This is a genomic window from candidate division KSB1 bacterium, assembly GCA_016214895.1.
Lineage (GTDB): Bacteria > Electryoneota > RPQS01 > RPQS01 > RPQS01 > JACRMR01.
The window spans coordinates 140,451-163,895 of record JACRMR010000025.1 but is presented as its reverse complement, the minus strand read 5'-3'; the positions used below and the strand labels follow the sequence as shown (position 1 = coordinate 163,895).

General features: G+C 61.3%; 16 protein-coding genes. 12 read left to right on the top strand and 4 right to left on the bottom strand.

All coding sequences use genetic code 11. The features are described 5' to 3' along the window. Positions 1-117: 117 nt before the first annotated feature. From HZB60_12730 to HZB60_12720, 3 genes are all read right to left on the bottom strand, one after another. Positions 118-3,660 carry a proprotein convertase P-domain-containing protein gene (locus HZB60_12730; GenBank protein MBI5060631.1) on the bottom strand — a complete coding sequence of 1,181 codons (3,543 nt, stop codon included), beginning with the start codon at positions 3,658-3,660 and terminating at the stop codon, positions 118-120. Between the two features lie 303 nt (positions 3,661-3,963). Next, positions 3,964-5,667: a hypothetical protein gene (locus tag HZB60_12725; protein ID MBI5060630.1), complete on the bottom strand. Its 1,704-nt coding sequence runs from the start codon at positions 5,665-5,667 to the stop codon at positions 3,964-3,966. Next, on the bottom strand, positions 5,664-6,368 hold the full coding sequence (locus tag HZB60_12720; protein ID MBI5060629.1) for a hypothetical protein: 705 nt from the start codon (positions 6,366-6,368) through the stop codon (positions 5,664-5,666). The genes HZB60_12725 and HZB60_12720 overlap by 4 nt, the downstream gene beginning before the upstream one ends. 821 nt (positions 6,369-7,189) lie before the next feature. Here HZB60_12720 and HZB60_12715 point away from each other — a divergent pair. The 5 genes from HZB60_12715 (at position 7,190) to HZB60_12695 (ending at position 14,036) form a co-directional block, all read left to right on the top strand. Then, on the top strand, positions 7,190-8,134 hold the full coding sequence (locus HZB60_12715; GenBank protein ID MBI5060628.1) for a hypothetical protein: 945 nt from the start codon (positions 7,190-7,192) through the stop codon (positions 8,132-8,134). Positions 8,135-8,283: 149 nt separating this feature from the next. Then, positions 8,284-8,844 (top strand): hypothetical protein, encoded by a 561-nt coding sequence (locus tag HZB60_12710; GenBank protein MBI5060627.1) that lies wholly within the window; start codon positions 8,284-8,286, stop codon positions 8,842-8,844. 187 nt (positions 8,845-9,031) lie between these two features. Then, complete coding sequence (locus HZB60_12705) at positions 9,032-9,865, top strand: hypothetical protein (GenBank protein MBI5060626.1); 834 nt, start codon at positions 9,032-9,034, stop codon at positions 9,863-9,865. A 25-nt stretch (positions 9,866-9,890) separates the two neighbouring features. After that, positions 9,891-13,019, top strand: coding sequence for a hypothetical protein (locus HZB60_12700; protein ID MBI5060625.1), 3,129 nt, complete (start codon positions 9,891-9,893; stop codon positions 13,017-13,019). Positions 13,020-13,130: 111 nt separating this feature from the next. Beyond that, a complete protein-coding gene (locus HZB60_12695) occupies positions 13,131-14,036 on the top strand; it encodes a right-handed parallel beta-helix repeat-containing protein (GenBank protein MBI5060624.1) in 906 nt (301 codons plus the stop codon). 98 nt (positions 14,037-14,134) lie between these two features. Here the strand turns inward: HZB60_12695 and HZB60_12690 are convergent, their stop codons facing one another. Continuing rightward, complete coding sequence (locus HZB60_12690; GenBank protein ID MBI5060623.1) at positions 14,135-16,690, bottom strand: tetratricopeptide repeat protein; 2,556 nt, start codon at positions 16,688-16,690, stop codon at positions 14,135-14,137. 423 nt (positions 16,691-17,113) lie between these two features. On the opposite strand from HZB60_12690, the gene HZB60_12685 reads away from it, so the two are divergent. Genes HZB60_12685 through HZB60_12655 form a run of 7 tightly spaced genes read left to right on the top strand, consistent with a single transcriptional unit; the run spans position 17,114 to position 23,428 of the window. Further along, positions 17,114-18,490 carry an anthranilate synthase component I family protein gene (locus tag HZB60_12685; protein MBI5060622.1) on the top strand — a complete coding sequence of 459 codons (1,377 nt, stop codon included), beginning with the start codon at positions 17,114-17,116 and terminating at the stop codon, positions 18,488-18,490. After that, positions 18,487-19,077, top strand: a complete 591-nt coding sequence (locus HZB60_12680) for an aminodeoxychorismate/anthranilate synthase component II (protein MBI5060621.1) — start codon at positions 18,487-18,489, stop codon at positions 19,075-19,077. Before HZB60_12685 ends, HZB60_12680 begins: the two co-directional genes overlap by 4 nt. Further along, on the top strand, positions 19,071-20,078 hold the full coding sequence (trpD, locus tag HZB60_12675; protein ID MBI5060620.1) for an anthranilate phosphoribosyltransferase: 1,008 nt from the start codon (positions 19,071-19,073) through the stop codon (positions 20,076-20,078). Before HZB60_12680 ends, trpD begins: the two co-directional genes overlap by 7 nt. Beyond that, the gene (trpC, locus tag HZB60_12670) at positions 20,075-20,857 is read left to right on the top strand and encodes an indole-3-glycerol phosphate synthase TrpC (GenBank protein MBI5060619.1); all 783 of its coding nucleotides are present in this window, start codon (positions 20,075-20,077) and stop codon (positions 20,855-20,857) included. The genes trpD and trpC overlap by 4 nt, the downstream gene beginning before the upstream one ends. A gap of 1 nt (position 20,858) precedes the next feature. Further along, complete coding sequence (locus HZB60_12665; protein MBI5060618.1) at positions 20,859-21,473, top strand: phosphoribosylanthranilate isomerase; 615 nt, start codon at positions 20,859-20,861, stop codon at positions 21,471-21,473. Then, positions 21,445-22,641: a tryptophan synthase subunit beta gene (gene trpB / locus HZB60_12660; GenBank protein ID MBI5060617.1), complete on the top strand. Its 1,197-nt coding sequence runs from the start codon at positions 21,445-21,447 to the stop codon at positions 22,639-22,641. The genes HZB60_12665 and trpB overlap by 29 nt, the downstream gene beginning before the upstream one ends. Then, positions 22,634-23,428, top strand: a complete 795-nt coding sequence (locus HZB60_12655; protein ID MBI5060616.1) for a tryptophan synthase subunit alpha — start codon at positions 22,634-22,636, stop codon at positions 23,426-23,428. Before trpB ends, HZB60_12655 begins: the two co-directional genes overlap by 8 nt. Positions 23,429-23,445: the final 17 nt, after the last annotated feature.

Sequence of the window (23,445 nt, the reverse complement as noted above, 5' to 3'; positions counted from 1 at the left end):
GCTCGAAGGAGTCGCCCCGTTCTTGTTGGCGGCGTTTGGAAATTGACGGGGCGAGACGGAAACGGGCAACCCGCAAGGGCTGCCCGTTCGCACGAGTCGAAGGGGAAAGCTCCGAACTCAGTTCACGTTAAACTGTCCGATTTTCAGCCAGTGAATGTCACCGCGCATGTGGTACTGATGACGGGGGCCGGCATAGTTGTCGTTGTAGTGATGCGCGCCGATGGTCATGGCGTAGCCGTTGGTGATGCTTTGGTAGTTCTGCACACCCGCGGCGACCACTTCGCCGTTCAAGAGCAGCAACGAGTTGTTTCCGTTGATGACGGCGGTGACCAGGAACGGTACTCCAACCGGAACGGGCCGGTTCATCGGAGCCATCAACGTCTGCCAGCTATTCGTGTTGGTGTTCCAGACCTGGCACATCAGGCGCCCGAAGACATCGATGCGCACGCCGAAGCCCTCAAACCACTGAGCGTATCGATGGCAGGAGAAGATGTAGTATGAGCCGGTCTGAATCGTCGGCACGTGGTCAATCGAGACACAGGCGTCGAGCTGCAGCGGCTGGCCGTAAAACTCGGTGCTGTTTTCCACGGAGACATAGTCACCATACTCGAAGTGCAGGCAGCGGTGTCCGGACGGTCCGATGATCCAATCGGCGCCGTGATTCGTTCCATCGTTGTCCTGCGCGAAGTCTTCGACGAGGTCGCCCACACCTTCCTCGATCGGCCAGCAGGCGATATCGCTGGCGATCAGGTCCACGCTGGCGGCCTTGGCCTTGACATGGAACAACCGTGGTTCATCCGTACTTGGCAGCGCCGGCAGCAGGACCGAGGTCGTAAGCGAGAAGGCGATCGGCGCCCAGTTCTCTTCCTGATCCATGGCCGTCGAGGTGTAGATTTGGTAGAATTCCGCGCCGTCAACCGGCTCCCACACGAGTTCCATTTCGCCGGTTTCGGTCAGGTTCAGCACGGCGTTATTGATCGCGCCGGACACGGTGGTGTACACTTCAGGCTGCCCGCCGTTGCAATCCGCGCCATCGGGCAAGCAATCGTCGGGGAAGAAGCCGCCGCAGTTCTCGATGATCGTGGAGATGGCGTTGCCGGTGCCCTGTCCATCCCACTGCACTTCGACGTAGCTGCCGTGGGACGTGTTGGCATAGTCCAGCATGATGGGCACGATTTCCGGAGAATAGCCGGGGAACGTCGGGACATAGACGGCGGCGATGTGAATTCCCGCCGCATCGGCGTCCACGGCTCGCTGATGCGCATTGGCCACATCCGTGAGGTCGTGAGTGTCGTCACATCCGCCCGGCCGCGCGTCCGTGATCAGTACAGAGATTTTCGTGCATCCCGCGCGGAACGAGCCGTTCAGGTCGTTGACCATGCACTGACCGTCGTGCGTGATCGTCTCGCGTAAGGCTTCATCGGAAGCTTCGGGTTCTCCCGCGCCGCCGATGGCGATCAGCGCTCCGATCGCGGCTTGCGCAGCCGCCTGATCGAAGGTGAAATCCAGATTGGTGATGACATTGTCGCGGAACGAGAGCACCGCGAACTTGACGTCGCCGCCGCTGGCCGTGTTGGCCGTGGCCAGCACGTTGGGCAGTTCCGCCACCACGTTGGCAATCGCGCCGAACATCGAGCCGGTGACGTCAACGACGAGGGCCACGTCCATACAGTTGCAGTCACCCGGCAGGGGCAGGCAGGCCGGAACGTCCATCTGGATGAAATCGATAAAGAAGGATCCGCAATTGCTCGACTGCACGAACGCGCTCAGCGGAATCGTACCGCTGGAGCCGGAGGGCGTGATGTCAAGCGTAAAGACGACATCCACCGCGGCACCCGCGGGCAGGTCGCCGATCACTGCCGGGCTGCCGGTCACGGTCGCTGAGCCGCCCGTTCCTCCGCCCGCGCTGAGGTCAATCTGCACTCCGTTGCAGTCTCCGGGTCCCGGGTTGGTCACGTGCATCGTAAACACCGCCGGATTCGGCGACAACGCGCCGTCAACACAATGGAAATCCGGAAATGCGAAATCGACACTCACGTGTCCCGGGGGAGTCGTCGTCAGGCACAGACCCCAATTGAAGAGCGTACCGACGTCAACTCCGACGGCATCGGCCAACCGGAACGTCCAGTCACCGGACGCGTTCATGCCGTTGAATGCATTCAGATCGCTCGTGGCCGCACAGGCATGCCCGGCAAGGGACCCCGGCTGCACGCAGCCGTTAAAGTCGCACGAGCCGGATACCCACGGAATGCCGCTGTCGTCAAAGATCCATGTCTGCGGGCCGCAATCGACACCGCCGGCGCCTTGCGACGTCAACAGCACGGTCACGCCGTTATGCGTGATGTCCATCACGAGGTCGGGATAGAACGTGTGCGTCAGGTTGACGATCACATTGACATCCACGACATTGCCGGCGCCCGGCGGGACACTGATGGTATGCGAGATCTGCCCCACCGCTACGCAGAAATCCGGTCCAAGATTATCGTCGATCGGCAGGTTGATATCGCCGGAGTTGAAGAGATTGTCTCCCAGAACCGGGCAGTCGCAGAGCAGCGGCGGCGGCAGGAGGGCGAGATTCAAACAGACCGACCAGTTGAGCAGCGTGCCGACGTCGATGCCGACATGATCCGCGACCCGCAGCGTCCAGTCACCACCGGGGGCCTGCCCGTCAAACGCAGAAAGCGCGGAATTGCCGCACGCGGAAGGATCCTGAGGAAAGAAGCATCCGGTGAATCCGCAGTCGGGGCTTCCCGGAGCCGGCAGCGGCCCGCCCTCGTCGTCAAACGTGGTCCCGACCAAGTTGTCGCAGCTGTTCCCGCCGCGCTGCCACAGGCCGACCGTCACGCCATCGTGGATGATCTCGATCACAAGATCGGACACGAATGTGTGATTGAGATTAATGGTGATATTCGCGTCGAGGACAAAGGCAAAGGGGACGTCGGGAACCGTGATCGTACTGCTGATGCCGTCGCTGGCGTCGCAACTACCGTCTCCCGTGTTATCGGTGATTGCCAGATTCACATCGCCGGAAGCATAGGAATCGCCGACACAGTCACACCCGTCGGCATCAAGTCCTTCGCGATCGCCGGAATGTCGGGCGGCCTGATGTTCATTGTAGATCCGGATCGCTTCAAGTTCCGCGGGGGTGAGGAACTCGCCCTGATCGAGCCGCTTCTGCAGCGGGGCCACCTGCGAGAACTCGGCGCGGTCGGCGAAGGTGCCGTAACGCGCCTGATGCCGCTCGATCTTCTCATACACGCGCGGCCGATCCAGATTGGTCGGCGTCGCCACGGCCGTGGCCTGACCCGTCGCCGTGTTGATGACGAACAGGTCCGTACGCGTGACCGCCACGAGCTGATTCAGCGTGGCATCGAATCGCAGCTCAATGATTCTGAGTGATTCACCGAGATCGTTGACCGCGTTCAGCCGCGACACCGTCCGGAAGTTCTGATCGAGGAGTTCGATGGTGGAACTCATCGGCTCACAAAAATACCGTGCGCCATCGGGGGCGATCACGGTTTTCTGGACGATCTGGTTCGGATTTCGGACCGAACCTTGCTCGACCGGTGTCGCCATCACGACGGACACCGCGAGCAGAAACACGAGCAACACCGACCGGCGAACAATTGCCGCCGTACATACCCTTGGACAACCAATCATGTCTGGCCTCCCTTTCATGACAAAATCTTGCGATTCCTAATCACCCGCGCAATGCCACGGCGGAGCAGGGCCGCCGCAGCGATGCTATGACAGTTCGTATAAAGTTAAGCGCTGGGGCGATGATTGTCAAGGGGAATGATGAAATTCAAGATAAAGGCGGGACGACTACTGACCCGGTCCGGGACTGCACGTGTAAAGTTGCGACGTTCCGCCACATGGCAGACTAATTCACGATCTTGCGAGGCCTTAAAATAAACAGCCGGACGTGGGTCCGGCTGTACACTCATGATACGATAGTCTGGATTAGCGAATTCCGATGACGCGATAATACCTCGCGGGAGGCATGAGTTCCGGGGTCGGGAAGGCAAACGTGGTGTCCGCCTGCGTCGTGACGGAGTCCCAATCGACCAGATTGGTGCTGGTTTCCACCCGATACGCGGTGGCGTAAGGCACCGGGTGCCAGAGCACCCTCAGAGTATCCGTGGCGGACGACGCCACGACTTCCGGACTGATCGGCGGACCGGAATAGGTGGAGTCAGTCAGCACGACCGGGTAAACCATGGAATGCACAGCGGGAAACGCGGATGATTCGAGCCGGATCGTCGCGGAATCGGTGGCCGGCGTGGTCACCAGCCAGGACTCGCCGCCGTCATCGTTCAGGAGTGCGAACAGCGTTTCCGCCGGAGCCGCATCGCGAGTCAGAATCAGCCTCAGGGGTCCTACAGATCCGGTCGTGGACCACGAGTAAGTCATCGTGTCACCCAAGGCAAACGAATCTCCGGCGACCGGAGCATGCAGTAAGATCGAGAGCGGCTCAACAATCGTAACGGGTGTGACATCGTCGTACACGGTGGGATTGGCCGTGGATTCGATCCTGAATCGGCAGTTTGCCGCCTCGGGTCCACTGACGACCCAATCCTCCCCGCCATCGTTCGCGGCGGCCGCGAACAGGGTCTCCGCGGGCGCCGCATCGCGGCTCAGCAGAATTCGCACGGCTGGAATTGTGCCGGTGCTCGTCCAACCGATCGTGACGAGTTCGCCGGTTGTCAGAATGTCGTCCGGGTCCGGCTCGTGAAGCATGAGTGTCGGCGCGGGATTGATCGCGAATGCCGAGTCACTGGTATCGAACACGATGGTATCCACGGCGGCCTGCACGCGAATTCTGCAGATGGCGTTATCGGGTCCCGTCACTGCCCAGGCCTCGCTCCCATCGTTCACGACACTGTCGAGAATGGTCACCCAGGGACCCGCGCCGCGTTGCAAGAGGACATCGACACGCGAGTAGGTCGCGGTCGCAAACCACTGCACCTCCATGAGCTCCCCGATCGCATAGGCTTCGCCGCCGTTGGGCGCACTGACCATCACGGTGTTTAATGGACTATACGGATGACCCAGATCATCCAGCACCACAGCGTAGGTGAACAACATCGGAATTTGGATCTCATTGGGGAACGTCCGGACGGCGCTGTCGATCGGACAACCTTCACGCGTGGCCGGGTAATCCAGCGTGAGCTTTCGGGAGTTATAGTAGGCGGTGGACTGGGCGGGAGTTGCCCCGTTCCAGACCCGCAGGTAGAACTTGCTGCCCGGTTGCACGGCGGGCTGGGGGCCGTGATTGTCGCTCTGCACGAGCATGGCTTCCGGTGAGTAAAATGTTCCCGGATAGTGCGTGAACGACTCCGGGTTCATGGCGAACTCTGCGCCGGGGTTCATCGCGGCTTGGTCATCACCGCCGGGAGAGCCATCCGCGTTGGGTAGATCGATGACGCGATTTGCCCCGGCCAGAATCACTTGAACCAAGTCACCTTCGCCCAGATCGGGATGGGGATAGATAAAGCCGGTATAGGTTTGATTGGATTGCAGGCAGCCCAGATTGTGCAGGGTGACATAGCAGTAGGTTGCCGCACCCGCCTTTGCTGCGAACGCGAGTCCGATCACCACCAGCGCGATCCATCGAATCGCCGGACGTTCGATTTTGGATTTTGGATTTTGGTATTTCGGCGTCATGGCTGCCCCGGCGCATAAGTCCAGTCAAACGTCGCGGGGAACACCGTTTGAATGATGAGCGGATGGCCCACATAGAGCGAGTCGAGCGGCCCGATCCAGCCATCCGTCGAATCGCAGCGCGCGATTTTCCGTGTCACCATGTCGATAATAAGGTCTCCGCCGGCGCGCATGTTCTGAGTTTTGTGGAAACCGTAGGTAATCAAGCCGACCGCCTCGACCGGTTTATTTCCGGCCATGCGCGGACCGATCGCTCGCCACTCTCCTTCGGGCATCGGTGAAATGTAGGTTACGCTGTCCACCGGGTACCCGGTGAGGACAATCTCGCGTTGCTCATGCCGATTCAGGATCATGAACGCGCGCTTGTTGCGCAGGAGATTCAGGGTCCCGTTCCACACCCCGCCGCTGCGGTAGGCATAACCGCCGGCCGTGACATCAATGACGCGGTCCGCCGTGGCACTGGTGCCTTCGACAAGCTGGGTGGTCAGGATATGTTTGACGCTATCGGTCGGCGACCCGTTCTGGTAGGGATGATAGCTTACCGCGAAGGGGGTGTAAGTCGGTGCGCCGGTCGTTCCCGCGGCGATCGTGAAGTCGTAGTTTTGCAGCGGTCCCGGCTGAGCCTGGACCCACCGCATCGTGGCGACGAGCACGGCCGTGGAGATCAGCACGCAAAACCATGGGTTTCTGGGTCTCGGATTCATCTGGGTCAGTAAATCAGCTTCGTGCAACGGTACATCATACGCCTCAATATACGCTCCGACTACAACACTTCGCAATAGGCAATGTGGATCACTATTCATGGAGATCGCGGACCATTTGGCCGAGTAACGGGCAGGAGGATTTGCGAGTCCGATCCGGGGGCAGCTCCGGTGCCTCTTGTATTTCGGTTGCGTCGGCGGTCGCGACAACTTGCCCGGAGTTGCGGTTGACGAAGTGATGTAGAAGTGCGGAGCCGATCACCAGCGACCGGATGCTCAACAAGTTGAAAGGCAGGGGAACCGTACAAGCTTCGATGGGACATCTGTTTGTGCGGTGTGTGCATATAGCGATGTATAGAACATGGAATTCCCGGTTCGATTTGCGCTCGTGAAGTGGATTCGAGCGGAGCAAGCGCAGAGAAGGCTTGCCGTGGCGGGCTGCGTCATATTTGGACGGGTGGGGTCTTAATATTGCGAAACTTAGGAGGTGCCTCTCCTGTTTATAGCAGTCCGTATGGAAGTTCAAGGATAGCGCGAGTTTGGAGTAATGTGGAGGAATTTGCACCGGGGGATTTGGGTAGTGCGAACCGTTGACAATTACATGCGATAAGGGTATATTGGTACCTGTCAAGCATCATGGCCCCATGATATAGACGAGCACTATGGCCTTAATTTTACTGACCCTAAGTGCAGTATCGCCGGATAATTGGGGAGTTTTGCCGGGTGAAAGTTGATCTAAGTTGATCATATTGATATCGGCAGAAGTGAGTCATGGTAAGGCTGACAGTGTTCGTCTGATCCTTGGATAATCCTGTCAAACAGAGATGCCCAATCGCCGAAAAACAGGTCAATGGCGGTGGCTGGTCGCGCTGATTTTCATCGTGGCTGGGGTGGGTAGCGCGCAGGTCAGACTGGATGTGAGTGATGCTCAGGTAGTGCTCGGCTCATTCTGTGCCGAGGATCATACCCAGGATTTGATCACGCTTGGGTCCACGGATTTTCGGTTCACGCTCGATCAGCAATGGCGTCTGGTGGGGCGGCTGAATGAGCCGGTGCGGCGGATTGACGATGGGTTGGAATTGCCGATGGATCGGGCGCGGTCGCTGTTCCCGGATGTCAGCGACGAGTTTGTCGGTTTCCAGTGGTTTCAGGTAGAGTATGGGCCGGGCAGCGCTGAAGAGCAGACGTGGACGTTCGGGTGGGACGTTTTGCAGCAGCGGCTTGTGGACTATCTTGATCCTGCCGATCCGCCCGGAGTCTATCGGGCGTTCCTTGACTTTGCACTGGAGAATCGCGAGACGGGGCAGCTGGTATCAGATCCGGTGGCCGTGCTCTTTGAATTTGAGGTCCTGCCGTGGGTTGAACTCACGTTGCCGTTCGCGTGGATCTTTCTGGAAGTTTCTGATCCCCATTCCGACGTTTACAGCGAGTTGTTTCCCGTCCACGTGCGCAGCAATGCACCGTGGTCGATGAGTCTGACGTGGGTCGGGGAGTTGATCGACGACGAATCCGGTGACCAGCTGAGCCACAGCGTGATGTCCTGGGTTGTCGAGACCGGGGCGGATTGGGAAAGTTTGTGTCCGGTGTTGGCGGAGGTCTGCCTGGAACCCACCGTGCTTGCGCGAGGTGAGGGTCCCGAGCCGTTCGGGCTGGTGGAAGTCGATGTTCCGGTGCTGTTTCAGTGCGCGGAGTTGGGCATGCGCAGCATGGGGAATTTTGGCGCGCAGGTGGCGGTGGATGTGAGTGTGGAGTTGGGTGTACGGCAGTAGGCCGGCTCGATTTCCGAGGACGAATTTGATTTTGACACGTTTGAGATAACCGAATTGGAAGGTTAACGTACGCTTTACGGTCGGCACGGAAAATCCGATCGAAAACCGATTGTGCGTTAAACGACGCTAACTTGAGGAGGATTGAGAAAATGCTGGCTCGCTTCATTACTCTCGTTGCTGTTGCCCTGTTCGCTTTCGCCGGTATGGCGATGGCCGACACGCAGGGCCATGCGATTGCGCATGTGTATGTGACCGTGAATCCGAACATCTCCGTTGATGTTCTGACCCCGAATGTTGACCTGTCCACGATTCAGACTGGCCAGATCAACGGCTACTTGACGTTCCGCTGCGATGCGAACGTTGAGCAGGCTGCCTTCTGCGTTGGCGTCACCCATCTTTATAAGGGTGATGATCCGACGGACCCCATGGTTCTGCCGATCCCTGTGGACCGGGAGTGGGGTGTCTGGATTCAGCCGACCGATGCCAACCCGCTGCAGGGTGGCGACGCTATCGCCGACTACACGGAGCCCTTCGAAGTTTGGGGTTTCCTGGGTTGGATGACCGAGTACATCGTGTTCGAATCCAGCCAGCCGGGCTACTTCAGCCAGGATGTCTATGTGAATCCGTGCTGGTTCCAGGCGGACCCCGAGAAGCCGCAAGGCGAATACTCGGGCTTTGTGGCCTTCTGGGCTTACATCGGCGACCTGTAATTCTTACGCAGCCTGGTTGCCCTCTTGCGAGGGCAGCCAGGCCTGACTGGACTGTTTGTAACGCGGGTTCCTCCGTGCCGACCGTAAAGCGCTGCGAACAAGCCAAACGATTTCGGTTGTGTCTTCCGCAGCCGGGTACCTGTAAAAGCGAGCCCGGCTGCATCGTCTCTAAGCGGGAGCTACTCTAATGCGGTCTCGAACTTCTGTGGCGTTACTGAGCCTTGTCGCGGCGTTCTGCTGCGGTCAGGCGCTGTTCGCGGCGATGCGCGTGACTCCGGCGGTCGTTGAACTGACGATCGCGGATGGTCGTGCTTCGGGTGCCTTCACGCTGAACAATTCCGCGGACGAGACGATTCGCGTCCGCGCTACGCCCGTGCATTTTCGGGTGGACTCGACCGGCAAGTTGGCTCCGGCGAAGTTGGATTCAACCTCGCTCGGCCGCTGGTTAAAGATCAACCCGCAGGAATTTACCGTCGGGTCGAAACAGGATCGTCAGATTCGGTTCGCCGTGGTGGCGCCGCCCAACCTACCGGACGGTTCCTATTGGGGCGGCATCGAGTTTCGTCCGGTTCAAGCCGCGGATACCTCCAGCAAGTCGCAGATTCACGCGGTGACCGCGATTCTGGTTCCGATTCTCGCGGACCAGGGCAAGCCCGAACATCGCTGGGACCTCGTTCAGGATTCGGTTCGCACGGAGATCACGCATCAGGGGGTGTACGTGCGCACGTTGCTTCGCAATATCGGCAACGGCCGCATCCCGCAGCGCGGACACTACACGGTCAAAGACGCCACGGGCAAGCTGGTGGAGGAGGGCGATACGCCGCGGTTATCGCTCTTTCCGCATTCTGAGCGTTATTTCGCGACTCAGATATCGGAGAAAGTGCCACCCGGCGCTTACGATTTTTCGATTGTCTATACTTCGGAGCGCGACGAAAAGAGTACCTTGACCGGCCATGCGAAAGTTGAAGTTCCCGACGCACTACCCGAGCCACCTCCACCGCCCGAGCAGCACACGAAGTAGCGAAAGCGCAGGGTCGGATCCCGTGATGCCAACTCCCGTCGTTGCGGCAGGCGCCAGCAGGCGCCGCCCGACCGCGGGAGTTTTGTTGTTTGCGGTGTTCGCTTGCGACATGCTCCTTCGTGTAGGCCTCGCTGTGGCGCAACCGCCGGTCTCGACGACGATTGTCGGCCTGCAGATTCAGGGCGGGAAGGTTTACGAGCGTACTGTCGCTACCGATTTCGACATGTTGCAGCCGGATGACACGACGCGGCTGATTCCGCTGTTGCACCTACTCGACTTGCTGGGCGTCCCCACGACGGAAACGGGGGACACGCTCCAGTTTGTGAGCGGAAAGGGTGAGCACTTCGGGATCATCATCTCGCAGCGGACGGTCAGCAAGGCGGGCCAGACCGCACGGCCGCTCGAGATGGTCTATGGGGTCAGCGACCTGACCGGCGAGCGCGATGTGTTTGTGGCGATCAGCGAAGTGGACTCCCTGCTCAACATCAAACTCAAGTGGCGCGAGGAGAATTACGCACTTGAGGGCTCGAGCACGAGCGTGTATCCGGCCTGGAAGCTGGCGAGCTCGGGCGGCGGCGCGGACAAGAAGTCGCTCGACAAGCTGCCGGAAATTGGAGCCGATTTGCCGCTGGTGGAACCCAGTGGGCCGTCCCAACTGGGCGACCCGCGGCTCCACATGCTGCAGCCCGGCATTCGCGCCACTCAGTCAAACAACGATGATTTGCGCTTGCAGAAAACGCTGAGCGGGTGGGGCCGGCTGGCGGGGGGGCGTTATGAAGCGCGGCTGCGTCAACAGGCCAACGAGCTGTCGTCGGCGCTGACCATGGACCGCGTCTCGCTGACGCATCGGCTTGGTGACCTGGAAACGTCGCTCGGCGACGTCCAATTTGGTTTGAGCGATCTCGTCTATCCGGCGTCCTCGGCCATGGGGGTGAGCGTCACGGGACTCCTCGGCCTTACCGAGCGCGAGCGGCAGGACGATCGCAGCGATTTCGGGCGGCAGGAGGTCTTTCCCACGCGCGAAACCGTTCGCGGGCAGGCGCTGCTGGGGAGCAAGGTCGAACTTTACGTGAACGACCGCTACGCCGGGGAGCAGGTTGCAACCGAGCAGCGTTGGGCGCGAACCGGCTACGGCGCGTACGAATTCCTCGATGTTCGCTCCACCCGTGATCGACAGACGGATTTTCGCGTAGTCATCACGGAACCCGACGGCACGGTGAAGGAGCGCTATCGCGACGCGGTCGGTACGACAGCGTTACTGCGTCGTGGACAGACGTTAATCAACGCGGTCGGCGGACAACGCCGCCTGACGACCGGGGAATTCTGGAACACACAGGGCGCGGTCTATGGCGGACGATTGCTCTATGGAATTACTCCATTCTGGACGCTGGGCCTCACGGGCGGCTATCAAGACCGTCATGCCTACCTGTTCGACCTCGACCAAGCAGCCACGACGTCGCGCAGCGGCCTCGCGCCCCGCGAAAGCGAACACGAGGGCGTCGAGTCGCGGATCCGCTTTTTCAAGCGCGACCTGTTGCAGGTGTCGGTGGCTCAGACCCGCGGGCGATACGATTCGAACTATGAATCGCGCAGCGCGGGCGATACGACCGTGGTGCCCTGGATTCCGTTCTCGTCGGTGCCGTGGGGGGAACGCCAGTTGGCTCTGCGCGCGAGCTTCGACGCGTACTTCGGCCAATGGCTCAAACTTCGGCCGCTCGTTTTTCACTACGACTCGTCGTATTTTGACGGGTCGAATACGGACGTTGCCGATCGTCGCGGCTATGCGCTGACGACGCGTTTTCAGATTTCGCGCGGCATGCGCGTGACGCTGACCCACGGCGAACTCTGGGACAATGCGGGCGAGCAGGCGGACACTACAACTCGCCAGTGGTGGAGTCATGCTGATTTTCCGCTGCCGGTGCTGGTGCGCGGCACCGCGCTCCGTTTTTCCGGCGACCGTCTGGAAACCAGAACCGAGCTGAAGCCGTGGCTGGGCGTTCGGGACACAAACCTCAAGCCTCGCTATCTGGCGCGTCTGGATCTGATGTCCACGTCGCTGCGCATTGTGGAACTTTCCGCCGCGGCCTCGCTGGGTGAGGAGCTGCAGAAGCGCGACGAGACGGATTTGATGCGCGGCTTCAACTTGCCGAACTCGGTATCGTCCAATCGCCCCGGCTGGAATGCGCAGGCTTCGCGCAAGCTCTTGAAGAACGGTCAGATCTCGCTCAATCATACCAAATCGGAATTTCGCGAGCGGTCGCAGCTATCGCACATCTTGCGGGCATCCGACACCAGTCACTTGACCTGGCGTTACGATGTTGGGTACGACTGGCAGAGTGAGGAGTGGTTCACTCAGCTTCAGCCGGAATGGTATTTCGATCGCACGGGTACCAGTCGCATCACGGGGATCGCGCGAAACCTTACCGGCGAATGGGTGTTTTCGCTCGGCCTGAAGTTCGAGCCGATCCTGAGTTTTGTCGGCGGCGCGCCGTTCCTGATTCCGAATTCCAAGCTCAATCCGACCAGCGGCGGGATCAAGGGACGGGTCTATCTGGATCAAAACGGTAATGGCCTGCGGGATCATCGCGAGCCCGGCGTTCCCGGTGTCGAGGTGGTGACGGACGGCGGTCGCCGCGCGGTGAGCGGCAAGCATGGGGAGTTCCTGCTCAGCGGCATGTCGTCCAAGCGCAAGCTCCGTGTGGTGCTCGATCCCAAGAAGTTGCCGGTGGATTACACGGCGGCGGGCGGACAGCAGTGGGTGGATGTGGAACCGGGCTCGATTTCGCCCTCACGGCTGGCGGTCACGAAGCTGGGATCCATCTCCGGCACGCTGCTGGGCAAGGATCCATCGGACACGACGCGGATGACCGGCGTGGCCGGCGTGCGCGTCATCGCCAAGGACACGCTTGGCGCGCTCAAGCAGGAATCGATCACGTATGACGACGGGACGTTCTATCTTGGCGAATTGCGGCCGGGTAAGTACATTCTGGACGTCGATCGCGCCACGATCGGCCTTCCTGTGTACCGCGGTGGTTTCCCGGTAGGCCCGGTGACGGTGGTTGACGACGGGGAGCAGGGGCTGGATGTAGCCGGCGTGGAAATGTACCTGATGTATGTTGGTCTGCCACCGCCGGAGAGTGCGCCCCAAAAGTAGCTTTAAGCGGCGGGCGCGGCCCGCCGCTTTCGTATCTGCCACCGCTGCAACAAAGGGGTGAAACCCTCGGTCCCACAGATATCAGGTATAGCCTAACTGGAGGACACAAAGTTGATACATTATCTCGGAATCGCGTTGGCGATTGCCGGCTTCAGCACCCTTGCGGCCCATGCCGAACCCGTGGCCGGCAACGTGACGGGAAGGTGGACTCATGCTCAAAGCCCCTACGTGGTGACCGGTGATCTGCTGGTGCCGCGCGGGGAGCGACTCGAAATCGAGTCGCGCGTTGAGATCGTGTTCACCGGACACTACAAGTTCGTGGTCGAGGGGGCGCTCGTTGTGGACGGGTCGAAACCGGAATACAAGGAAGAAGACGATCATCACGTGGTCTTCAAGGCCAGCGCCGCGGCCACTGAGGGCTGGGCGGGGATTCGCTTCTTGAAAGCAGGGGCCGGCTGCAAGCTGAAGAACGTGGTGATCAGCGGCGGAAACGCGCAAGGCGAAGCGCCGGACAATCAGGGCGGAGCGGTTTACTGCGACCACACCGAGCTGGAGATTGTGAATGCTGCATTCGAAGAAAATCGTGCCAGCGGCGCGGGCGCCGCGGTGGCCGTCGTCGGCGGCGAAGTCGATCTAACGAACGTCGCCTTCACGGAGAATAGCTGTCCCGGTACGGGCGGCACGGTTTTCGTCAGTGGCGGCGCGGTGGAGTTGACGAATGCCGCCTTGTCTGAGAATCGCGGCGTCGGGCTTTCGTTGGAAGACCACGCGACCGCCGATCTCACGAATTTCGCGCTGACGGATCAGCAGGGCGAGCACGGCTGGGGGATTTGGTGTTCCGCGAGCAAGATCGACTTGACCAATGCGGCGGTTTCGGACAATTCGCAAGGCGGCATCAAGCTCATCGATAATTCCCGCGCGAAACTCACGACCACGGCGGTCTCCGGGAAGAATGCCCTCGATTCCGACGCGACGTCGCAGTTGACTTCCACGTTGTCCGCCATCTCCGACGACTAAACCAATTCCGCCCGCGCCGGAAGCGCGCCATGGGCTGCAAGAAACAACGGGCAGACCGCCATGGTCTGCCCGTTGTGTTGGAGTGAACGGGACGTTCGTCACGGTTTCGCGAAGTATTCCGCCAGCAAATCGCGAGCCTTCGCATCCCACGCTCGCGCGATGACATACGTTGAGTTCTCCGTGTCATAGATCCACGTTGGCACGTCCGTCGCGGCCTCCTTGCGCAGTCTGGTTGCCAGCTCATTGGCTTCGGCATCGCGGCCCAGTTGTCGCAGCACCCATGCCTTCCGCACGGCGGCCAGCCGCGGGGATTCGGGCTTCAACAGCGCACGCTCAAAGCTCTCCAGAGCCGTTGTCAATTTCCCGTCTTCCTTCGCGAGCAATCCGCGCGCCATCATTACGGTTGCGTCCTCCGGCTTGATCAATTCGGCCTCCGCGACTTGCTCACGAGCCTCCTCGACACGATTCGTGGCGATCAGGTACTCGGCATAGTCGCATCTCAAGGCCGTGATTCCGGTGCGCTCGGCCAGCGCCGCCCGGAACAGGCTATCCGCGCGGGGATCATTGCGGAGGGCCGACGCCATCCCCCACAGCGCGCTGTAGTCGGTCGGCTGGCGATCCAGCACATACTGGTAGGCATTGCGCGCCTCCGCATGCCGTCCGGCCATCACCAACGTTCCGCCCAGCGTCTGCATCAAGTCCTTGCGTTCCGTCGTATCCACGAGCGTCAGCCCGCGCGCGAGCAGCTCCACGCACTCCGGCTCGCTGTTGGCCTTGCTCATGTACAGCGCACTTTCCAGTTGCGCATAAGAGCGCGCTTTGCCCGGAAAGCGCCGGGCCAGCGTGTCGGCGAAGGCGACGGCGAGGTCGTCTTCATCGCGCAGCGAATTCAGGTGGGACAGTGCGGCCAACACGACCTCCGCATGCGGATCGCGTTTCTGCGCGAGCCCCGCGAAGTTCGCCGCGCGCTCGAGCTCTGCGCGCTCGATAGCGTCATCACACGCGTTGATCAACCCGACGGGCCAACAGGCATCAAGATTCGGTGCCGTGAGATAGTCCTCAACCAATCGCACGAGCGCGGTATCCATGGTGAGGAGCCGTTCCCGCACGATCTCCCGCGTATCATAGTTGTCACGGCGGGGTGAGTGGTAGGCGTTCGCGCCTTCCGCAAAGTACTCCCACACGCTTGACGCTTGATACCTGCTCAAGAATGTGCGAACACCGGCATCGTCGCGCTTGCGCGTGGCCTGCCACAAGTCATCGAGCCGCTTCAGGTCGGCCGACGGAAACGTTCCGTGCACCTGATGGGTCAGCTCGTGCAGCACCGTATTGTAGTTACTGAAGATTGAGCGCTCCACGTCTTCAATTCCGGTGACGGTCGTAAAGCCGCCGCATCCGCGCACGTCGTCCCACAGCCGCGTGTCGTAGCCGACGCGCTGGTCTTTCATCGTCTCCATGTTCGGGCATTCCGACAGTTTTTCGTGCAGCGGCTTGATGTAGTGATGTTCGCCGCACTCCACCAGCAGCGGAATATACAACTTCCACGGTTCGACCGCCAGCGCCACCTGCTTCCGGTGACGTTCCGAGAGCCGGCTCCAGTTCAACACGTATTCATCGATGCGCGGGACCCGCGTCGTCGCCTTCGCCTCGAACACGCGCTCGTCCTCCGCGCGGTGCACATTCACCAGCATACGCCGTCCTTCGAGCGCTTTCGCCAGGCCGTTGCGGGCGCGTCCGTAAGCCGGGACGAGGCGCAACGCTTCCCGAAACTTCGCTTCGGCGTCGTCGTAGTCTCGGGTGGTCCAGGCCGCCGACCCTGCGCGCACAAGTTCCGCGGCCTCCGGGAGCATCGATCCGGCGGAGTCGGCAATCTGCGAGTAGTTCAGCCGCGAATAGCCGTTGCCGAGAAAGTACTGGGCACCCTCGTGCCACGGATTCCAGCGGATCGCTTCAGCGAGCAGGTCGATGGCATCCGAGGTCTGTCCGAGTTGAATGAGCACGAGCGCCGTCTGGAACATGACCTCGGCATCAAGGTGTTCAGCATCGAACAGAGTCGTCAGACTGTCGCGACACTCCGCATAGCGGTTCAATTTGTACAGCACTCTGGCGCCGATAACTTGCGCGGTCGCTCGTTCGGGCGCGTGGCGAGCGGCTCGTAACGCCCACGTCGCATAAGTCAGCGCGGAGTCGTATTCCAGGGTTCGCAATTTCAGTTCCGCGCGGGCGGCAATGCGCACCGGGTCGCTCTTAGCTGTGATGTCGAGTGTCCCGCGATCAACGGTCGCCAGATCCTCTTGGATGAACATCCAGCGGTAGCGCAGTGCCAGGGAGTACGGCGTATCGGACACGCGCAGTCGCAGCACCGGCAGTTGCGGGATTTCACTGAACCGATAGTGATCCAGCGTGTATTGCAGTTCGATCCAGCGCGCCGCGTCCGGGCTTTCGATACGGAAGGCCGCGGCATCCGCGCTGTTGGGGTCGAACTGTCCAATGCGGAGCTGCGCGCGCGTGCGCTCGTCAAGCGGTCTGTTCAACTCCGTTGAACGGCTGAGCAGAGTCGCGTGCGCCGACTGTGCACGCATGAGCAGTTCGTTGCCGAACGTGCCACGAGCAAGGGCGAAGGTCAGCATCAGAATCATGAAGTGTCGCGACATCAGGAGGATTCGGGTTGGTTTGGTTCGTGTGGAGCCGAGTGTACACGCCTCATGAAAAAGGTATCAATCTTCGCCGTAAATGTCAACAAATGTGGATAACTCTGACTTTGGGAAGGATTTGGAGGGCGGAGGAGAGCTGAGGAGAGGATTGGAGGTGGGGGGGAGCCTTGACTCCGCGCCAGAATTTTTGTATCTTAGGTCATTGAATTGGTGAGAACTACGAACCGAGCTTCCTCATGTTCACGGCCCGGACCTATCGCAGCGCAGATTCTTGGTGGTGGCACCGCCCGCCCGTGGGTACTGCCGCTGCGTGACGATTTCTGATCGTCCAGTATTGTAGCCCCACGCCACCACTGCGTGGGTCTTTTGTTTGGCGGAGGCGGTTGGCCATCCGCCCGAATATTCATTTGTTCAGTCACGCCAATGCCCGACGCTCGCCACAATATCCGGGAACTCGCCTCCGACCTGTTGACGCCGGTCGGGGCACTGCTGCGGCTGCGCGCGGCCGGGGAGCATCCGTTCCTGCTGGAGAGCGCGGCGGGCGGTGAGCGATTCGGTCGCTATTCGATTCTGGGGGTCGATCCCTCCGGAATTCTCTCGGCGCACGCACCGGGCCGCGCCGAATTCAATTCCGGATCGGGTAATCGAACGGGGTCGCTGACCGATTTGCTGCGTGGCTTCGTGACCAATGGGACGGCGGTATCATCGCATCTGCCATTCGTGGGCGGCCTGGTCGGAGCCATCGGGTTTGATTTTGTCCGCGAGATCGAGCGCTTCGACGAGCGCGGCCGGTCACCGCGGCCGCTGGCCTGGCTGGGCGACTATCGGCACGTCGTGGTGTTTGATCATTTGCGGCAACTTGCCCTGCTCGTCGGGGATGCGGACGACGCGACTGCTGCGAAACGACTCGACGATCTCTCGCGCATCCTACACTCCGCTTTGCCGAAGCCCAGACCTGGATTTCGGGTTGGTGCGTGCCGGTCCAACTTCTCGCCGTCCGATTTTTGTGAAGCGGTGGCATCGTTGAAACGGCACATCGTTGCCGGAGACATTTTTCAAGGGGTGCTGTCGCAGCGCTTCACGCGGGAATTGGACGGCGATCCGTTTGACCTTTATCGCGCGCTGCGGCGGGTGAATCCCTCGCCGTACATGTTCTACCACGAGACGCCGGTCGGGGTGTTCATCGGCGCGTCGCCGGAGCTGTTAGTCGGTGTGAATCGGCGAACGGCGCGCCTGCTCCCGATCGCCGGCACTCGCCCGCGAGGCCTGGATGAGGCCGAAGACCTCCGGCACGAAAAGTCGTTGACCGCGGACCCTAAGGAGCGCGCCGAGCACATGATGCTCGTGGATCTGGCCCGCAATGATCTCGGTCGTGTCGCGGAGTACGGTACGGTGAGCGTCGATGAATCGGCAGCCATTCACCGTTTCAGCCACGTCATGCACATGGTTTCCCGTGTTTCCGCGAAGCTGCGACCGGGCCTGAACGCGGTGGATGCGCTATTGGCGTCCTTCCCGGCCGGAACCGTCAGCGGAGCGCCCAAAGTCCGCGCGCTGGAACTTATTTTCGAGCACGAGCCGACGCCCCGTGATTTCTACGCGGGCGCCGCCGGATTTCTTGACGGCGATGGCAACGCCGAGTTCTGCATCACCCTGCGCACGGCAATCGCTCACGAGGGCCGGTTGATCTATCAGGCCGGTGCCGGAATTGTAGCCGACAGCGTGCCGCAGACGGAATACGAAGAGACCATCCACAAAGCGGGGGCCATTGATCGCGCGATCGCCCTCGCCACCGACTCATGATTTTCGTGCTCGACAATTACGATTCTTTCACGTACAATCTTGTGCAGGCCGTCGGCAAGCTGGGTGCGCAAGTGGTGGTGCGCCGCAACGACGCGATCACGCCGGACGCGCTGCTCGCGCTCGACCCGGATGGAGTGATCCTGTCGCCGGGTCCCGGGCGGCCTGAAGATGCCGGCAATATGCCTGAGATTCTGGCCGCCGTGGCGGGCAGGATTCCGCTGCTTGGAGTATGCCTCGGCCACCAGATGATCGGTCTGCACTTCGGCGGCGAGGTGGTTGCCGCCGGAATGCTCGTGCACGGCAAAGCGGCCAAGGTCTTCCACGATAACCGCACCATCTACCGCGGGCTTAGCGACCCGTTCGCCGCCGGACGGTATCACTCTCTGGCCGTGCGCGAGTCGTCGCTGCCCGCTTGTCTTGAGATCTCGGCGCGGGCCGAAGACGGCGAAGTCATGGGCCTCCGTCACCGGGAACTGCCGATTGAGGGTGTGCAGTTTCATCCGGAATCGGTGTTGACACCGGAGGGCGAGAAGGTCATCGCGAACTTTCTTGGCTGGGTGGCAACCTTGCGCAAGATCACATGTTGAAACAGCAGATTCAGAAACTCGTCTCCGGTTCGCCCCTGACGTACGGGGAATCCCGTAGTGCCATGGAGAGCATGCTCGCGGGTGACACCAGCCCGGTGCAGATCGCCGCCTTTCTCACGGCTTTGCGGCAGAATGGTGAGACGGTGCAGGAGCTTTCCGGAATGCTGGAAATCATGCGCGAACGCATGGTGGTCGTCCACGGGTATAGTGACCGCGCCATCGATCTCTGCGGGACGGGTGGCGATGGCAGCGGCAGCTTCAATCTTTCCACGGCGGCGGCGATTGTGGCCGCGGCGGGCGGCGTGGTGATCGCCAAGCACGCCGGACGCGCGGCGTCTTCGCGTTCCGGCAGCGTGGAATTCGCGCAGGCGTTGGGTCTGCCCGTGCGGGATGATCCGCGGGACGTACAACGGCTATTGAACGATCACGGCTTCGCCATGCTGTTCGCGGGGCATTTTCATGCCGCGGCCCGGCACGTCGCGCCGGTTCGCAAAGAACTGGGAATCCGTACCGTGTTTAACCTGTTGGGGCCGCTCGCCAATCCGGCGCGTGTCAAACGCCAGCTGGTCGGCGTGTACTCCGAACAGTGGTTGACCCCGCTGCTCGATGCGCTCTTGTCCACGGGTTCCGCGCACGTGATGGTCGTGCACGGCGAGGGCGGCCTCGATGAGCTTAGCGCGGCGGGGCAGACGGTGATCGCGGAAGGAACGTCGGCCTATCGTCGAACTTACACGGTGACGCCGTCACAAATCGGAGTTCGTCTGACCAGCCCGGCCGCCATTGCGGGCGGCACGCCGGAAGAGAATGCCGCGCACTTCCTGCGCTTGTGCGAGCAACAGGAGCCGGACCTTGCAGAGTGGGTGATTGCCAACGCCGCGCCGGCATTCTACCTCAGTGACAAGGTGGCGACGTTAGCCGAGGGCGCGAGCCGCGCCCGCTCGGTCATCGCGAGCGGCACGCTCGCCGCGTTTGTTCGGCGGCTTCAGTCAGGCGTGCCATGAACGCGCTGGCCGAGATCTACGCGCGTCGGCGCGCCGCGCTCACGACGCAGCTGGCTGCGGAGCCGCTTGCCACGCTTCGTGCTCGCGCCGCCGACCTGCCACCGACTCGCGGCTTGGAACACGCACTTCGCGCGCGCGACTCCATCGCGGTGATCGCGGAGATCAAGTACGCGTCGCCGAGCGCAGGCGTAATTCGCCGGAGTGAATCAGTCGCCGAAATCGCCGCCGACTACTCGACGAACGGGGCGGCGGCGCTCTCGATCCTGACGGAGCCGGAGTTCTTCAGCGGCGCGCTCGCGAATCTTGGCGCGGCGCGCAATGCAGTCTCGCTGCCGCTGCTGCGCAAGGACTTTCTGTTTGATCCCTATCAGATTTTCGAATCCCGCGTCGCCGGAGCCGATGCAATTCTGTTGATTGCAGCCATGCTCGAGCGCTCCTTGCTCGCGGACTTGACGGCGCTGGCGCGCGAACTGACGCTCGACATCCTGCTCGAAATCCATGATGAGGCAGACTTCCGCAAGTGCGAGGGCATCGGCCCGGTGATCTGGGGCGTCAATCATCGCGATCTGCGATCGCTGAAGATCGATCTTGAGACATCCGGAACGCTGTCGCGCTTATTGCCGCCAGACTCGACGCGTGTCGCCGAAAGCGGCATCTCACGTCCTGCGCATTTGTTGACGATGACGGAGCGCGGATTTCACGCGGTGCTCGTCGGCACGTCCTTGATGCAAGCGCCGGTGCCCGGTCGCGCACTGGCGGAATTGCTTGGCCGAGCTTGAGATGTCCGCGTTGTGGCTAAAGTTCTGCGGGATCGTCCGCGCCGAGGATCTCGACACGGCGGTTTCGCTCGGAGTCGATGCCGTCGGAATTATCGCCGTGCCGCATACTCCGCGCGCGGTGTCCCTCGCCGAGGCCGCGCTGCTGGGCGACAGGCCGCGCGGTTCGAGCAAGTTGGTCGTCGTGTTTCAAGATTCCGATCCGGGGTTCATCCGCGAATATATTTCCGCCGCTCGCCCGGACCTCCTGCAATTCCACGGCAGGGAATCGTCCGGATTTGCTGAGTCGTTTTCCATTCCGTATATTAAGGCCGTCCGCGGTGAGGATTCCGCGTCATTCGTGTTGCTTGCCGCTCACGCGAATTCATGGGCGATCCTGATTGACAATCCGGCCGGCGCGGACCAATTAACGTCGAGATTGGCCTCGGATCCGCAGTTGGCGGGTCGTCGTCTGGTTTTGGCCGGCGGCTTGAACGTCTCGGATCTTTCGGACCGAGTCGCCAGGCTTCGACCGTTTGGAGTAGATGTATCACGAGGGATCGAGGGGTCGCCTCGCATGAAATCAGAGCAGAAGATGATTGAGTTTGTCCATGCCGCTCGCGCAATCAAAGTTGACTGATTACCCATGGCCGGACGAGCGCGGCTATTTCGGCGCGTACGGCGGCCGTTACATCCCGGAGACGCTGCTTGCGCCCTGCGCCGAGCTGGCCGCGGCGTATGCGCGAATCCGCGTGGATCCGGATTTTCAGGGAGAGCTCGCCGATCACTTGAGGCAGTTCGCCGGACGTCCGACGCCGCTGTACCTCGCGGAGCGCCTCGCCGACCGTCACGGCTACCCGGTTTACCTGAAGCGCGAAGACTTATTGCACACCGGCGCGCACAAGATCAACAACGCGTTGGGGCAGATTCTGCTCGCCATCCGCCTTGGCAAGACCCGCATCATCGCCGAGACCGGCGCCGGTCAGCATGGCGTCGCCACAGCCACGGTCTGCGCGCGTTTCGGATTGCAGTGCGTGGTGTACATGGGCGTGAAAGACATGGAGCGGCAAGCGCCGAATGTGGGTCGCATGCGCCTGCTCGGAGCGGAAGTGCGTCCGGTGGACAGTGGAACGCAGACGTTGAAAGACGCCACCAGCGAGGCGATTCGCGACTGGGTAACCAATGTACGCGACACGTTCTATCTGATCGGCAGCGTTGTCGGCCCGCATCCGTATCCGCTAATGGTCCGCGATTTTCAACGCGTAATCGGACTGGAAACGCGCGCGGACCTGCTTCGCCTGAAGCTGCGCCCGTCACAACTGGTGGCCTGTGTCGGCGGCGGCAGCAACGCCATCGGCTTCTTCCATGAGTTCCTGGCCGATGAAGTTGAACTGATCGGCATCGAGGCGGGCGGCGAGGGCGACGATTCGCCGCGCCATGCGGCGGCGATTACGCGCGGCCAACCCGGCGTGCTGCACGGGTCGCGCAGTTACATTCTGCAGGACGACGACGGCCAGATTGTCGAAGCCCATTCGATTTCCGCCGGGTTGGACTATCCGGGCGTCGGTCCGGAGCACAGCTTTATGCATGACGCCGGACGCGTCCGGTACGAACGTGTCAGCGATGCGGAAGCGCTCGCGGCCGCGAGCCGTTTGGCGAAACTCGAAGGCATCGTTCCGGCCTTGGAATCGGCTCATGCACTCGCCTGGTTAGAGCGCCTGCCGCGCGACCGCGTCAACGGCGCGGTCATTGTCTGTTTGTCTGGACGCGGCGATAAGGACTTGCAAACTTACTTGAAGCATGTCTGACCTCGCATCTCTCTGCATTCATGCTCGCGAGCGCGGTGCCAAACTGCTCTCGATCTACCTGACCGCGGGCTACCCCGACTTGTCTGCGACCGTAGAATTGGCCCGCGCGATCTTTGACGCGGGCGCGGATTTCATGGAGTTGGGGATTCCGTTTTCCGATCCCATCGCCGACGGCCCGGTAATTCAGCGCGCGGCGACAGCGGCGCTGGCGGCCGGGACCAAGCTCGATCATGTCTTCGCCATGGCGCAAGCGATCTCGGCGCTCGGACCCATCGTGCTGATGGGCTACTACAACTCGGTTCTGGGGCGCGGCGCAACGAGTTTCCTGGCGTCGGCCCGGACGGCCGGAGTGCATGGGCTCATTCTGCCGGACTTACTGTGGGATGCCGAACCGGAGTTTCACGATCTGGCGTTGCAACACGGACTGCCGCTGATTCCCTTCGTCGCGCCGACCACCGGCGACGAACGCATGCGCGCGCTGAACGAGACTCAAGTTCCGTTTGTTTACGCAGTATCGGTTACGGGAGTGACGGGATCGCGCGGCACGGTGCCGGCGGAGGTCAGCGAGTATCTCTTACGCGTTCGATCAGCCGTGTCCCAGCCCGTGATGGTCGGCTTTGGGGTTTCGAACGGCGATACCGCGCGCCAACTTGCGGAACACGCGGACGGCGTGATCGTGGGCAGTGCGATCATTCGCCGGATCGACGAATCCCGCACGCGCGGTCAGGCGATTCCGGCGGTGTCCGCCTTGGTGCGGGAACTCAAACTGGCGATTTCGCGGAGTTGATGATGATTCCGCGCCGA